The following is a 14,278-nucleotide window of genomic DNA, read 5'->3' as shown; positions in this document are numbered from 1 at the left end:
TCTCCACACGGAGTGTGGAGGTACTAAACGAGCAGACAACGAACATGGCAACTGAAATCACGCTTCCGAATCTTGGCGAAAACATCGACGCGGGCGACGTGCTCACGATCCTGGTCTCTGAGGGCGACGCGGTCGAGAAGGACCAGGACCTTTTGGAGATCGAAACCGACAAGGCCACGGCCGCTGTGCCGAGTCCCGCGACCGGAACGATCGTCAAGATCCTGGTTTCCGAAGGCGACACGGTAAACGTCGGCGCGCCGATCTTCCAGATCGAAGCCGGCGCAGCAGCGGCTCCAGCCAAGGAAGAACCCAAAGCGGAAGAGAAGAAGCCGGAACCAGAGCCAGAGCCGGCGAAAGAAGAGCCCAAGGCGGAAGCCCCCAAGGCTCAGCCAGCGCCAGCCACCCAAGCGGCCCCTGCAGCAACTGCCGTGATGGAAGAAGCCCCACCTCGGTCCGCCCCCCAAGCCGACATTCCCGGCGACGGAGTCGCCTCATCGGCGGCGGGACCAAGCGTCCGTCGACTCGCTCGCGAATTGGGCGTCGACCTGCGGCGCGTGCGGCCTAGCGGTACCGGTGGACGCGTCACCGAAGACGATGTGCGGAACCACGTCCGTGCCGAACAAGAAAAAGCCAAAGCGGCCGCCTCGCCGAGCGTCACTCCGCCCGGCGCTCCGAACTCCGACGGACAGGGCGCGGTGCGGATCGAAAAGATGAGCCGCATGCGAAAGACCATCGCGGCCAACATGGTGGCCAGTTACACCACCATTCCGCAGCTCACCAACTTCGACGACGTCGACATCACCGAACTCGAGGAGATGCGACAGCAGTCGAAGGACGACTACCTGAAGCGCGGGCTGAAGCTGTCGCACATGCCGTTCTTGGTAAAGGCCATCGCGTCGAGCCTGAAGCTGCACCCGATTGTGAACGCCTCGGTCGACATGGAGGCGGGCAACGTCATCTACAAGGAGTACGTCAACATCGGCATCGCGGTCGATACCGACCGCGGCTTGATGGTCCCCGTACTCCGCGACGCCGACCGGCTGTCGATTTCGCAAATCGCCCGCGAGCTGGATCGCCTGATCGATGCGGCTCGCGAGGGAACGCTGGCGATCGAAGAGATGCGCGGCGGCACCTTCACCATCAGCAACATGGGCGCGGTAGGTGGCACCTACTCCACGCCAATCATCAACTCGCCTGAAGTCGGCATCCTGCTGATCGGCCGCAGCCGCATGCTGCCAACCATCGTCGACGACGCCATCGAGGCGCGGCTGATCATGCCGCTCTCGATGACCTACGACCACCGCGTGGTCGACGGGGCCGACGCCGCACGGTTTGTAAACGAAGTGAAGGGCTTCCTGTCGGCACCGGGACGATTGCTACTGGCGCCGTAGTTGCGACTGAAGCGCTGCCGTCTGCTATAATGAATTACCCCCTCACGAAGCCAGCTGGAGGTTATTCATGTCCGCCGAATCGCTCCTATACGAGACGTTCGACCAAACGACTCCGCACACGACGGTCGGGCCGTACACGGCGGAGGACTACCTTTCACTCCCTGAGGGGGAGCGAGTTGAGCTTATCAGGGGGAGGTTAGTGATGATGTCTCCAGCGCCGAGAGCGCGCCATCAGTTCATCGGAGTCAAACTCGCTGTCGTGCTGGACGCCATCGCCACGGAGCACCGCGGAATTGCACTTGCGTCGCCTATTGATGTGCAGCTGGACGAAAAAACTGTACTCCAACCCGATGTTGTTTATGTTCGCCACGATAAGGTAAACCTCATTCAGGACCGAATTCACGGTGCACCAGACTTGCTGGTAGAGATCCTCTCGCCCTCAACAGCTAGCCGTGACCGCGTAACTAAACTTGAGCTTTACGCCAAAGCTGGTGTGCGGGAATATTGGATTGTCGATCCCGATTCCCATGTCATTGAGTTCCACACGCTCGACGGCGCTAGCTACCGCGTAACGGCCAAGGATTCCGGCGAGTATCAATCGCCACAGTTCGAAGAGGTGAAGTTGGACCTCACCACGTTCTGGGAAGAAGTCGAACGCCGCTGGCCAACGGAAAGCGAATAGGCCTAACCCCCAAAGTTGCCATGCTCCACCTCCTTTGGTTTCTATTGATTGGCCTGGCAGCCGGTTGGATTGCCGGGCAGCTTACGCGGGGCGACGGGTTTGGCATTGTCGGCAACCTGGTAGTCGGGGTGATCGGGGCCATGCTGGGCGGCATGGTAATCTGGCTAGCCGGTTTTTCGGCCAACAGCACTATCGCCGAATTGATCACCGCCACTGGCGGGGCCGTGCTGTTTCTGTACCTGCTGGGTTGGTATCGGCGGAATCGCAAGTAAGCGAACTAGCCATCCAGGCGGCCGATGCGTACAGTTCAGGGTCCTGTTATAGAGGTCCTGTATGAACGCCCCCACGCTTGATCGCTCCGCGCCGACTGCTGATTCCGAGCCGTCGCTACCATCCACTACGCGCGACCGCGTGGTGCTGCTGCACGGCATCGCTTCGACAAAGTACATGCTCGCACCGCTCGCCGGGCGGTTGCGCGGCCACGGGTTTGATACCGAGTTGTACGGGTACTTCAGTTTGCGGGGATCGATTCGCGACATCGGAGCGCGATTCGCCACGAAGCTGCACCGAGTGGCGGAGCAGTATCCCGACCAGACGATCCATGTTGTCGCCCACAGCATGGGAAGCATCGTCACACGGTGCGCGCTGCTCTCAGGCGTGCCAGAGAGCTTGGGGCGGATCGTGATGGTCGGCCCACCGAACCGCGGCTCGCACGTCGCACGGCGGCTCGTGCCGCGCTATGGTTGGTTCTCTCAAACGCTGACCGAGCTGTCCGACACGCCCGACAGCTTCGTGAACGCCCTACCGCGATGCGTCGGCAGCCACGAAGTGGGCATCGTCACCGCCAAGCACGATCGCGTGGTGCCGAAAGGTTCGACGCTGCTGGACGACCACGCCGACGAAATCACCCTGCCCAGCCTGCACACGAGCATCCTGTGGCGAAAGCGGACCGCCAGGCACGTGACGAGTTTCTTGCGCACGGGGCGGTTTGCGTAGTCTGCGATCAGCTGCCGATTAGCGGTTTTCCTTTAAAAGGAATATTCGTGACGGGTTCTCTAGTTGACCCACTCCTGCGGCGTAGGTAGGCTCGGATCATTGGTCATCCGAACACCTCCTCAAGCCGCACGAGACTTCGATGATTCAGATCGCACTGCTCCTATACGGACTATACGCCCTCATCTTTGGCAAGTTTGCCCTCGGCAGGGAAAAGGTGGTTACCGGCACTCGGGCTCGCATTCTGGGTGGATTGTGTTGGGCGAATATCTTTGTCGCCTTCGGGATAGGAATCGTCTGGGGCATCGCGGCCGAAATGGGATCTGCCGAATTACCCGTGGACGGAAGTCTTCGAATCATGGAATTCGGCCTGGTAATCGTTAATCTGATAGTCGTTTTCATGATCGGCAACACCATGTACGCGCGACAATTGGACGATGAGCAGGCGGCTACGCTGGTTGCCCCTGCTACCCCCGCCGCGGGTGCTGGCTATTCCCCAGCCACGATTGCCGACCCCGACAATCCGTTCGCGTCGCCAACGCAGAAGTCGTAGGCTAGCGCGATGAATCTGTTTGGAGTGAACCACCGAGGTCACGGAGACCACTGTGGCAAGAGGCGAACTCTGCGCTCTCGGTGTTCTCCGTGGCTGAACTCCGGGCGCTGACGCTTCCGGCTCGCCTATTGCTTCAACCCCAACAGCGGGAAGCACAGGATGGGGATCGACAGCGATGCGACGCCCAGCAGCCAGCGGAAGTCGTCGAGTTCCACATCGTCGTTGGCGGTCTTGGGGTGGTTCACGCCCATCAGGATCACCAGGATCAGCATCGGCGTCCAAATGGCTGCTTGGTCGAGGTTGATCACCACGTAGGCGATCGCCACGACGACGAACGCCCGCGCGTAGGTGTGCGCTCGGGGTCCGAACAAACCATACAGCGTGTGCCCTCCGTCGAGTTGACTGATGGGCAGCATGTTGAGTCCCGTGATCAACATGCCAACCCAGCCGGCCATGAACCACGGATTGACTTGCGAGATGCCAATCCAGTCGGCTTTGTGCGACCAGTCGGGGTGCAGCCAATCCATCATCCAGGAAACGATCAACGGGCTGTTGAGTTGGATCTCGCGCACGCCGATCTCGGTGTCGAGGTTCAGCTTGTGCACACCGTACGCCAGGATGGGAATCGCCACGACCAACCCGGCGAGCGGCCCGGCGATGCCGATGTCGAAGATCTGTTTGCGATCGGCCTTCATGCCATCCATGCTGATCACCGCGCCCATCGTGCCGATGGGATTGAACGGCACCGGGATGCAGAGCGGGTAGCTAGCGGGGATCCCGTGGCGGACCGTTTGCAGGAAGTGCCCCATCTCGTGCGTGAGCAAGATGGCGAGCACCGCGCCCATGTAAGTGAGCCCTTCGAGCCAGTTGGTTTGGATGGTGATCCACATCATCTTGATGCTCGACATGGCCATCACCGGCTCGTACTTCGCCGCGCCTACCCAGAACGTGCTCAGGCAGGTGGCCACGAACAACACGATGGGCAACGTGCGGTTGCGCTCCACCGGCTCGGGTTCTGCCGACGGGTCGCTCTCGACGTCCGACCGTTTGAGTTCCGGATACTCCACCGTGGCCGCGCCGTCGGCCGCTGGCTGCTTGCCGTCGTCCGGTGCTGCGGGCTTCGCGGCAGGCGCGTCGACCTGAGCCTCTTCCGGCGGCGTTTGGGGGTCGGATTCTCCGGTCGTCGGTTGCTCGCTCATGGTGCCGATCTTATCAAACCGCCCGCGATGCCGCGAGCGGCAACTCAATAGACTTCGATGCTCTTGACCGCCCCGCCGCCCGAGGAAAGTGCCGCTGCCAGGCACCGCTCGGCGGCTGCCAGCAGCCCTTCGGCGTTGTACGACTTGGGAATCGTCGAAATCGAGGCCACGCCCGCCTTGAGCGCCAGCGGCAGCGAGCCCGACTCGCTGGCAACCAGACTGCCGAGCCACTGGGCAACCTCCACCGCGTCGCGGCGTTCGGTTCCTGCGAGCATCACCGCGGCGCTCGTTGGCGAACTACGAAACAGCTGCGAAGGGGCGAGGTGCTGCTCGACCACCAACACCTCGAGTGCTCGCTGCAACGCATCGGCCGCATCGGTCGACAGTTGTTCCTCTCCGTCGCCGGAAACTTCCAAGCAGGCCAACGATAGCGAGGTCCGCTCGTTGCGACACTCGGCTGCCGCGCGGGTCACCGCTTCGGTGAGTCGCTGCCGCTGATCGGCCGGCGCTGGCTCGGTAGCAGTGCGGCCACGGGGACTCGGCGTCGATGCCTGCGGAGCGTCGGCGCGGCCACCCACTTCGGCGGTACTCGGCGCGACGCGCGACTGGTTGGTGAAGTCGCTCATCGCCTGCTGCAGCTCCCGCGACTCGGCCAGCAGAGCATCGCACAACTGGTCGTCGCTCTGCACCATCCGGGTGACTGCCATTTCGCTAAGGCGAGCCATTTGCCGATGCGCCTCGGCCAGCACGTCGGTGTAGGCCTCGCCTTCGGCCAGGTCGACGTCCAGCACTTCGGCCAATTGCGCCACCTGAGGCTCCATCTCCGCCACCAGCCGACTCAGGTCGTCGTTGGTCAAATCGCAGTAGAGCTGGCCACGCTCCAATAGTTCCGGCAGCACCTGCAGTTGGTGCTCGCCCACCAGTTCGACCAATAAGTTCGCCAGCGCCATGACTTGCGGCAGCGACGCTCCCGGTTCGTAGGACTCCGACGTGTTGGTGCTCGCCGGGCGGTCCTGCACCGCCATGGCATACATCTCGGGTAGTTTCCATTGCCGCAGCAGCTCGACTGTAAGCTGAGCGTGATCGAATCCCAAGGAGCGGCGTTCGAGTTCAATCAGTTCGCCTTGCTCGCTGCTCACTTGCTCGAGAAACCGCGCGTACGGTTCGCCCAGTTGCTGCAGCAGCACCAGCTTGCCAATGTCGTGCAGCAGCGCCACCAGGAAGGCGTCATCGCCTGGGCCGTGCCATTGCGTTTCGACCAACTGCCGGGCGGCCACGGCCCGCGTGATGGCGGCTCGCCAATAACCGCGCAGTTGCTCGGCGCTGAGGCCGCTAAACAGCTTCTCGGGCAGGCTGAATCCCAGCACCAGCAGCTTCAGCGGCTTGATGCCCATCAGCGCCAGCGCCTGCGTCAAGTTCTCCACCCTGCCGGACAGTCCGAACAGCGAGCTATTGACCACCTTGAGCAGTTTGGCCACCAGCGCCGGATCGCGCTCTATGCATTCCTTCAGAGCGCGGGTGTCGACTCGCTGGTTGTCGGTCAGCCGCACGACTTCCATGGCTACCGCGGGCAGCGAGTACAATGACTCGGCCTTCGCGACCATCGAATCAAGCGGCGATTTGGGACTGGGCATGGGTGCGGGAATTACATGTTCGTGAGCGGCGCGCAAGTCGGCACCGAAATCTAGCTTACGCTCACCCGCCGTGCCGACGGCCAGCGCCCGCACTGCTAGCACAATCGGTACAGAGCGACCCACGCCCAAGCCGCGATGACCAATGGGGTGCGTCGTACCAGGAATTCCGGACCGCCATGGCCATTTCGCGTTCCGCCGTACGCTCAGTTCGCTTACAATCGGCGGCTGGTTCACTCGATCTTTTCCGTCGACAGCAAGGATGCTCGCTCGATGAGATGCTCTGCACAGATTGCTCTTTATTTCATGGTCGCTGCGCTGGCCACTTCGGCGCGGTCGGAAACGCTTTCGGATGTTCTGGATGCCGACGCCACGCTGCACGATGTGACCTTCGTCGATGCGCAGCATGGTTGGGCCGTGGGCGACCGCGGCGTGGTGCTGGTGACCGACGACGGCGGCGCGCATTGGTACCCGCAGCGCTCCGGCGTCGATTGCCCCCTGCTGTCGGTTACGTTTGCTGATCCCCACCGCGGCTGGATCGTCGGCGGAAGTGCGACTCCCATCAATCATCGCACCGAAGGCGTCGTGCTGCGGACCATCGATGGCGGCACCTCCTGGCAGCGCGTTCGTACGCCCACCTTGCCGCGGCTGACGTACGTCAAGTTCTTCGACGCCGCCCGCGGCGTGGCCGCCGGGTACGGTAGCAACTTCTATCCCTCCGGCTTGTTTGCTTCGACCGACGGTGGCAAGAGCTGGCAGCCGCTCGCGCCGGGGCAGGCTCGCACCTGGCTGGCGTGCGACTTCCTCTCGCCGGAAGCCGGACTGCTCGCCGGACCGCAGGGCGACCGCGCGGTGCTGATCGATCACGAGCTGCGCCCCAGCCCCATGGCCGGCACCGACCAGCGACTGCCGCGCGACATTGCCATGCAGAGCGCCAGCGAAGGTTGGATGGTCGGCGACGACGGTTTGCTGTCCACGACGACCGACGCCGGCGCCACGTGGCAACCGCCCACCGCCGAGCCGCTGCCGCTCGACCGCCACACCCGCGGTGCCTGGCACTGGAACACCGTGGCCGCGGTAGGTCAGCACGTGTGGATCGCCGGCGCACCTGGCAGCGTGATGGCGCACTCCACCGATGGCGGCCAGTCCTGGACACTCACCCCCACCGGCGTCCGCGCTCCGATCCATCAACTGGTGTTCGTCGACGCGCAGCGCGGTTGGGCGGTCGGCGAGCTCGGCGCCATCCTCACCACCAACGACGGCGGCCGAACCTGGAAACGACAACGCGGCGGCGGCCGCGCCGCGATGCTCGCCCTGGCGGCCGCGCCGGCAAAGCTGCCGCTGGAGATCGCCACCCGCTACGCCGCTGGCGAAGGCTACCGCACCGCTGCGCTGCCGCTGTTCGACGCGTTGCCCGACTCTACCGCAACCGCCGATCTGCATCGCGCCAGTCAAGCGCTCGCCCACTGCGGCACGAACTACGCACCGCCGCTGTGGCCGTTCGGTACGCCAGCCGTTGGCTTCCATGCCTCGGCCGAACAGCTCATGGCCGAACTCGATCGTCAAACGGATGGCCTGGCTCGCCAGCAGTTGTTGGCCGCGCTGGTGCTGTCGATCCGCACCTGGCAGCCTGAAGTGCTGCTGGTACCACACCCGCGCGAGGCGAGCCGCGACGCGGCCAGCACGGTGATCGAACAGTTGGCCAGCGAAGCCCAGCAGCTTGCGGCCGATCCCACCTACGCGGTGGAGCTTGCCGCCGTGGGCCTGCCCGCGTGGCAGGTGAAGCGCACGGTCGGGCTGCTTCCGCCGGGCGAGCGCGGTTCGATCCGGCTTGCCAGCGACGACTTCATCGCAGCGCTCGGCGGCTCGCCTAGCGCGTGGAGTTCGCCCGCTCGAGGTTTGTTGTTTACTCAGCATACGGTGCCGCCTTCGTTGCACGAATTGGAATTGATCTCGCAGCTCGATGGTTTGCCTTCTAACAATCGCGACCTGTTCGCCGGGCTCGCGCTCGCCGCCGGACCCGACGCCCGTCGGCCGCTGGTGGCCAGCAATCCCAGCGACCTCGACCGACTTCGCAAGCTCTCGCAGAAGCGCGGTCAACTCGTGCGACTGCTCGACTACGCCGAGGGCAGCCCCGTGTGGAGCGCCCAGGTGGTGAACCTGACCGGCGGGCTCGACGCCCAGACCGGCGGTGAATTGTTGTTCCAATTGGCCGAGGGCTACCGCGAAACAGGGCGGCAAGCCATGGCGGCCGACACGCTGTATCTGCTCGCACGTCGCTATCCCGAACACCCGCTGGCCGAGCAAGCGCTGGTGTGGCTGGTGCGTTACTACGCCAGCGGCGAAGTGGCTCACGTCGCCAGCCAGCAACAAGCACAAGCCGCCCGCACTCGACCACTGGCGAACGTCAAGTACGGGGACAATGCCGGCGCGCCGGAAGAACCGAAGGTCGAAATACCACAAACCTCCGATGGCGGCACCGCCACGCTCACGGCCGATGAGCGACTCGAGCGCGCCACGCTGCTTGGCGAATACATGGACAAAGCACGCCCCGCGCTGTTCACCGAGCCCGAGCTGCGTTTCCCGCTCGTCACCGCCTCGCGCAAGCTGGGCTTCAACAACACGGCCGAACGATACTTCGCCATCCTCAGCCGATCGGGCGTCGACGAGGGTTGGGTCTCGGCCGCCAAGGTGGAAAACTGGCTCGCCAAGCCCGAACAACTGCCACCCGACAAGCCGATCGTCACGTGCAAAGACACGCAGGACGTTCCGCACCTCGACGGAGTGCTCGACGAACCGCTGTGGAAGTCGGCCGAAGTCGCACGCGTTGGCAACAAGGCGCTGCGCAACGATCCCACCGCGGTGGAAGTGCGTCTGGCGCGTGACGAACAATACTTGTACATGGCGATCAGTGCTCCACGATTGGCTGAGGAAACCTACGAAACGAACGACGCCCGCCGCCTCCGCGATGCCGACCTCCGTGCGTTCGATCGCGTGCAACTTCGCATCGACATGGACCGCGACTACGCGACCGCGTACGAACTGACGGTCGACTGCCGCGGCTGGACCCGCGACGCCTGCTGGGGCGATGCGAGCTGGAACCCGCGTTGGTTCGTCGCCCACAAACTCACGGACACCGCCTGGACCGCCGAGGTGGCCGTGCCCTGGACCAACCTGGCCCCCAGCGGCCCCGCGCTACTCGACACCTGGTGCCTGGGCATCACCCGCCAGACGTCCCACGGCCACACCACCAGCTGGACCGGCACATCGGGCGACACGCCGGAAAGCTTCGGCTTAACGCTTTTCCGCTAACTCCGTAGCTTCCGTCGCCAGACGGAGGAAAACCAGCGACATTCATTGGCCCAAGACCGAGGGTTTTGTCCCACATATCGATCCATTGGCCCAAAACCCTATACGTTATGGTCCCATCCAAGTGGTGAAACCCCTAGTTTTCTCGACAAAACCATTCGGGGGGTGCGACAAAACCCTCCACGTTGTTCCCCGCATGTTTCTCGTTGGGGCAAAACGATAGTCGCCGTTCGCTCCGTCGCTCCAAGCCCATCCCCTCCCCCGGGCGATTTGGCGAGAGCGAGATTAACCTTCCAATTGCCACTATCCCGCCAAATCGCTTGGGGGAGGGTTAGGGTGGGGGCCTGAACGACCACGCGCAGCAAACCTCGGCGGCAACGCCCCCACCGTCTGGTGACGGTAGCTACGAACCTACGGACACACAGAGTGCCCTAAACTATTGGACCACACCCCCACGCGATTTCAACGGCGATTATTTTACAGTAGCCTTCGGCGCTCCGGCAGCACTTTCACTTGCCAGCACCGTTGCGAGAATTGAACGGCATTTGCTAACTGGCATCGCGAGGTGCCGGGCGATACACTCGCTCAGGATCGCTTGGGACAACACTGCCTTCAGCAAAACGGTAAACGATGTTAGTCAATGCCACCAACTGCTGCTCGTTCGACGCAGGCGAGTGGTCCGTCGTGCAAGACGACTACGTAATATCGATGGTATCCCCTGAAGGAAGCGCGGAACTGCGAGTCACCGCGTATGATTATGGTCGCAGCGTGACGCTTACTGAACTTGTTCAATTGGCGAAAAATCGCGCTGGCGAATCTGTAGAAGTCATGGAAAGCAACTGTGGCCAGTACGCCGGAATCGCCTTCCGAGGCGTCGAAGACAACCTCGCTTACCACACCTGGTACCTAACGCTCGCCGAGATTCTCCTGGACATCGAACTCACGTGCGAAGATGGTAACTTAGACGCCCATCTGAAAGCGGCCGAAGCAATCCTTGTGACCCTGCGCGACACTCGGCCTTGACGACTCACGCCACGCGAACGCCCTAGCATACATTTACCACCATGAGATTAACCCCCGCACAGGTTGCCATCCGTCTAATCACCGGCGAATCGCTGCGCATGGCGACGCGCGACATGACCAAAGCACAACGCATTCGCGAAGGCCATCGGATGCTGGTGCGAATCTGCCATTGCGACCATGGATACGATCTTCTTGCGTGGCACAAAGAACTGCGTAAATCAAACGCAGGCGGATACAACTGGGGAGGACGCGAGGGGATTCCCGACAGGATTCAGAACGCTTTGGACGACTCCAATTGGCGAGAGACAGTTGCCGAGCTAAAGCGCGTCGACGCCGAACGAATGGCGCGCCGCAAGCCAAAGAATGCTTGATCAATCGTTGCACGGCCCCCCAACCTGCCACTACTCCTCCTCCGCCGCAGATGAATCCCGCCCCGCAAGCAAATCCAGAAATTCCACTTTACCAATCCCCCCTACCCGCCATCGCAGCGCATTGCCTTGCGAATCGGTAACGATCGTGACCGGGGTGCCGCCGATGTTGTAGCGGGTGAGCAACTCCGCGTTGTCTGGGCTACCGACGTCGATTGCCACTGGGACGAATTGCTCGTTGACCACCGACTTCACCTCCTCGTCGGCCCACACCTGGCGTTTCATCACTCGGCAGGGCACACACCATTGGCCGGTGAAGTAGAGGATCATCGGCTTGCCAGCGTCGGCCGCTTGCTGCTGAGCCAAACTGTAGCCATCCGCCCAAGCGATGTCGTTCGCGGGCACATAAAAGCAGTACCAGGCGTACGCCAGCGAGACAACCAGGAACGTCAGCCAGAAGCACCGCCAGAAGTGGAAGAATCGCTGTCGTTCCGGGGCTGGTTCGGAGTCGGTGGACGGCGGTAATTCGGCGGGCGATTCGTTCATGTCAGTCGGTCGAATATGACCTGGGTGAAAGTTTCCTGCGCTCTGGTCGCTCAACTCAAGAGCACTCCGATCGCCGACATGGCCACCGAAATGGCAATGCATACGCCCACCAGAATGCCAACTGCCTTCGGCTTGCTCAATGCTCTCAAGCCAAAGAAATCGAGCACGTTGCCCTGGAAGAAGTACAAGAACAGTAAGAAATGAACGATGACGCGCACACCATGCTTGACCACATAGTACTCTGGCCCGCGACTGCCGCCTTCCAGTTGGTCCATCATCACCATGATAGTGAACAACGCCGCCCCATTGCGAAAAATGCTGTAAACGTAGTAGAAGGTGGCCAGCCACCAACCCCACTTCGTGCCCATCCACATACCGACGCCTGATGCAATGGTCAGGATGGCCAGGAACATCAAGCCGATGACGAGTAGCAGTGGCGATACTCCAACGAACCGCAAATTGCCCCCGATGGTTTCAAGATTGGTAAACAGCAGAAACTGTGCGATAAGAAGCACAACGCCGCCAATAAAGTGAAGGATGGCCAGTATCGTCACGCCGACGGGACGAGCCATCGTTTCGCGTTGCGATTCGTCGGTGGCGCTGCTCGGAGCGGATGCAGGCGGCTGGTAAGGGTTCTCTGTCACGGTCACCTCTTAGTACAAATGCGGGGCGCGAAATGGTCCATCGGATTGCGACTTGAGTAATACGATTATACAGGCCTCGCTTGCTGGTCGCACACTCCGGTAGGCGTAATTGTCATCCGCCATTTGGGTCGTAGCGAAACGCTCCGACGTAGTCGAGCGACGACCTCGCCGGGTGGTCTGGAGAATTGGGTGAGTAGACGCAGACCACGGAGTTAACTTCTGTGGGAACCACGCGAACGACCCGAAACTGGGTTGAGTATGAGAATCCGCACAACGCAGACAGCAAGTCCGTCGTTCGCGAAAAGAACTCAATTTCAATCGCCATGGGTTCGTAGTCGTTCGACAACCCGATCTCACGCATGAAATCCGACTCTCTCAGATCACCGTCGTCGGTGTACGTGGGAAGCACGAAACGTTCCGGGTCATCCTCGGAGCGAAATCGTGCGAGGCAACAGAAGATATGTACCATGTCCATAGCGATCACCTAGGTTGTTCATGCGGCACGCGAGTGCACGCAATCCGAACCGTATATCTCAGAGTTTCATCCCTTCCTTGCAACCAGCGCGTAGCACATGGGTAGCTTGTTGGGCTGCTTGGCAAACTCGGCATACGAGACCGCGATGTCATGGGGATACTCCTCGAAGAATTCGAGGGTGAATCCCGCCGCTAGAATACTGGATATGATCTCCCCGAGAGTGTGCTGGTGCCAGTATCCGGGAGAACCGATGATCGCTTGAGGATCAAGGTAGTCCTTGCAATCGGCGAATACCAACGGATCATCGCGGAAGTAAGAGCGGCTGATTCTGGGGTCGCGCGGGTCTGCAGACGCGTCGTCATACATGAAAAGGATGGGGTGCATTTCATAAATGAACAACTGTCCGCTCGGCCTGAGAAGCTCAGCAGCTTTCGAGCACAAGCGGGGCAGGTTCGGAAGCCATCCCAGAGCCCCGATGGAGATGTAGGCGAGGTCGAATTGACCGCTAAACTCCGATGGGATGTCGTAGACACTCGATCGAATCACTCGGACGTCGAGCGCTGCAGCGGCCGCCAGTTGGTGTGCCTGATTGACGAAGGCGTCAGAAATATCGAATCCGACGCAACGCCCCGCCCCGGCGCGCTTGATGGAGATCAGCTCGCGGGCATTGTTACAGGCTAGCTGGACGACAGATTTTCCGGCCAAGTCGATGCGACTGAACACACGCTGCTCAACGGCATCAAATGTGCAAAAGCTGGGACTCCGCACCGCTTCCAGCAGTTCACCCATCGCTACTCGTGCGTGAACTGCCGCCGTTTCGTTCCAGCTCTTCCGGTTAGCTTCGCAGATATCGCGTTCGATCATGGAGTGTGCTTTTTGCCAAGACGGTTGTGAATTCCTCATTCGCGTCATGCTGAGGCAGATTCCGTGACAGGCCCATAGAGCCCATGTCTATTTCCTAGGAAGGTACTTGCTCCAGTTAGTTTTGCCTTCTGTGGGCTCATTCAGTTCATCGTGAACCCAGCGAAGAAGTCCTTCCCCAGTCAGCGAGTAAGGAACTCCGGCCGACTTGCCCGGAGTATCAGTGGCATAAATCAGTAAGTCAGAATTGCCCTCTGGAAGTGTGACGACTCGAACTACCCGATACCAAGAGCCGCAGAGTTCAATATCATGTATGCGATGAGCCAACGGACAATCCGCTTCCTGAGGAGGTGCGATGCCACCATGCAATTCTACGGCGGCAAGCAGCTCATGCTCGTCGTGGGTGCCAAGAAAAGTCTCATACGCAGCTTGCAGAGGCGATTGGCTCATCTTCAGAATATAAGGGAGCGCAAATCCCTTAGATAGTGCTGTGGATATGGACGGCTGTTGCTATCCGCTGGCCTGCCTTAGCTCGATCGGCTGAGTTAGATTTTGGTGGCCTCGGAGCTGAACGAGGTGTACATCACCTCGCCAAGTTAGACC

Annotated in this window: 15 protein-coding genes; 8 read left to right on the top strand and 7 right to left on the bottom strand. The window is 61.2% G+C overall.

The window, feature by feature from the left end:
* Nucleotides 1-44 precede the first annotated feature (44 nt).
* The 5 genes from ACQK2L_RS09145 to ACQK2L_RS09125 all read left to right on the top strand — a co-directional run bounded on the left by ACQK2L_RS09145 (nt 45) and on the right by ACQK2L_RS09125 (nt 3,619).
* Nucleotides 45-1,391 carry a dihydrolipoamide acetyltransferase family protein gene (locus ACQK2L_RS09145; protein WP_425396644.1) on the top strand — a complete coding sequence of 449 codons (1,347 nt, stop codon included), beginning with the start codon at nt 45-47 and terminating at the stop codon, nt 1,389-1,391.
* Between the two features lie 67 nt (nt 1,392-1,458).
* Nucleotides 1,459-2,073, top strand: a complete 615-nt coding sequence (locus tag ACQK2L_RS09140) for a Uma2 family endonuclease (RefSeq protein WP_425396643.1) — start codon at nt 1,459-1,461, stop codon at nt 2,071-2,073.
* 20 nt (nt 2,074-2,093) lie between these two features.
* Nucleotides 2,094-2,345 (top strand): GlsB/YeaQ/YmgE family stress response membrane protein, encoded by a 252-nt coding sequence (locus ACQK2L_RS09135; RefSeq protein WP_425396642.1) that lies wholly within the window; start codon nt 2,094-2,096, stop codon nt 2,343-2,345.
* A gap of 61 nt (nt 2,346-2,406) precedes the next feature.
* Nucleotides 2,407-3,069: an esterase/lipase family protein gene (locus ACQK2L_RS09130; protein WP_425396641.1), complete on the top strand. Its 663-nt coding sequence runs from the start codon at nt 2,407-2,409 to the stop codon at nt 3,067-3,069.
* Between the two features lie 139 nt (nt 3,070-3,208).
* Nucleotides 3,209-3,619, top strand: a complete 411-nt coding sequence (locus ACQK2L_RS09125) for a hypothetical protein (protein ID WP_425396640.1) — start codon at nt 3,209-3,211, stop codon at nt 3,617-3,619.
* 125 nt (nt 3,620-3,744) lie between these two features.
* Here the strand turns inward: ACQK2L_RS09125 and ACQK2L_RS09120 are convergent, their stop codons facing one another.
* Complete coding sequence (locus ACQK2L_RS09120; protein ID WP_425396639.1) at nt 3,745-4,818, bottom strand: site-2 protease family protein; 1,074 nt, start codon at nt 4,816-4,818, stop codon at nt 3,745-3,747.
* A gap of 44 nt (nt 4,819-4,862) precedes the next feature.
* Nucleotides 4,863-6,452, bottom strand: coding sequence for an HDOD domain-containing protein (locus ACQK2L_RS09115; protein WP_425396638.1), 1,590 nt, complete (start codon nt 6,450-6,452; stop codon nt 4,863-4,865).
* A gap of 270 nt (nt 6,453-6,722) precedes the next feature.
* Between ACQK2L_RS09115 and ACQK2L_RS09110 the strand changes: the two genes are divergently transcribed.
* From ACQK2L_RS09110 to ACQK2L_RS09100, 3 genes are all read left to right on the top strand, one after another.
* Nucleotides 6,723-9,761 carry a YCF48-related protein gene (locus ACQK2L_RS09110; protein ID WP_425396637.1) on the top strand — a complete coding sequence of 1,013 codons (3,039 nt, stop codon included), beginning with the start codon at nt 6,723-6,725 and terminating at the stop codon, nt 9,759-9,761.
* A 627-nt stretch (nt 9,762-10,388) separates the two neighbouring features.
* A complete protein-coding gene (locus tag ACQK2L_RS09105; protein WP_425396636.1) occupies nt 10,389-10,781 on the top strand; it encodes a hypothetical protein in 393 nt (130 codons plus the stop codon).
* Between the two features lie 41 nt (nt 10,782-10,822).
* Nucleotides 10,823-11,152 carry a hypothetical protein gene (locus ACQK2L_RS09100; protein WP_425396635.1) on the top strand — a complete coding sequence of 110 codons (330 nt, stop codon included), beginning with the start codon at nt 10,823-10,825 and terminating at the stop codon, nt 11,150-11,152.
* Between the two features lie 30 nt (nt 11,153-11,182).
* Here ACQK2L_RS09100 and ACQK2L_RS09095 read toward each other — a convergent pair whose 3' ends face one another.
* From ACQK2L_RS09095 to ACQK2L_RS09075, 5 genes are all read right to left on the bottom strand, one after another.
* Nucleotides 11,183-11,695 (bottom strand): thioredoxin family protein, encoded by a 513-nt coding sequence (locus ACQK2L_RS09095; protein ID WP_425396634.1) that lies wholly within the window; start codon nt 11,693-11,695, stop codon nt 11,183-11,185.
* Between the two features lie 50 nt (nt 11,696-11,745).
* A complete protein-coding gene (locus tag ACQK2L_RS09090; protein WP_425396633.1) occupies nt 11,746-12,339 on the bottom strand; it encodes a hypothetical protein in 594 nt (197 codons plus the stop codon).
* A gap of 112 nt (nt 12,340-12,451) precedes the next feature.
* On the bottom strand, nt 12,452-12,814 hold the full coding sequence (locus tag ACQK2L_RS09085) for an immunity 22 family protein (RefSeq protein WP_425396632.1): 363 nt from the start codon (nt 12,812-12,814) through the stop codon (nt 12,452-12,454).
* Nucleotides 12,815-12,880: 66 nt separating this feature from the next.
* On the bottom strand, nt 12,881-13,678 hold the full coding sequence (locus ACQK2L_RS09080; RefSeq protein ID WP_425396631.1) for a class I SAM-dependent methyltransferase: 798 nt from the start codon (nt 13,676-13,678) through the stop codon (nt 12,881-12,883).
* An 87-nt stretch (nt 13,679-13,765) separates the two neighbouring features.
* Entirely contained in the window at nt 13,766-14,125 is a 360-nt protein-coding gene (locus ACQK2L_RS09075; protein ID WP_425396630.1) for a hypothetical protein, read from the bottom strand.
* Between the last annotated feature and the right edge of the window lie 153 nt (nt 14,126-14,278).

Origin of the sequence: Aeoliella sp. (assembly GCF_965227375.1) — a bacterium.
Lineage (GTDB): Bacteria > Planctomycetota > Planctomycetia > Pirellulales > Lacipirellulaceae > Aeoliella.
The sequence above is the reverse complement of the archived record's forward strand: the minus strand, read 5'-3'. Positions and strand labels throughout refer to the sequence as shown.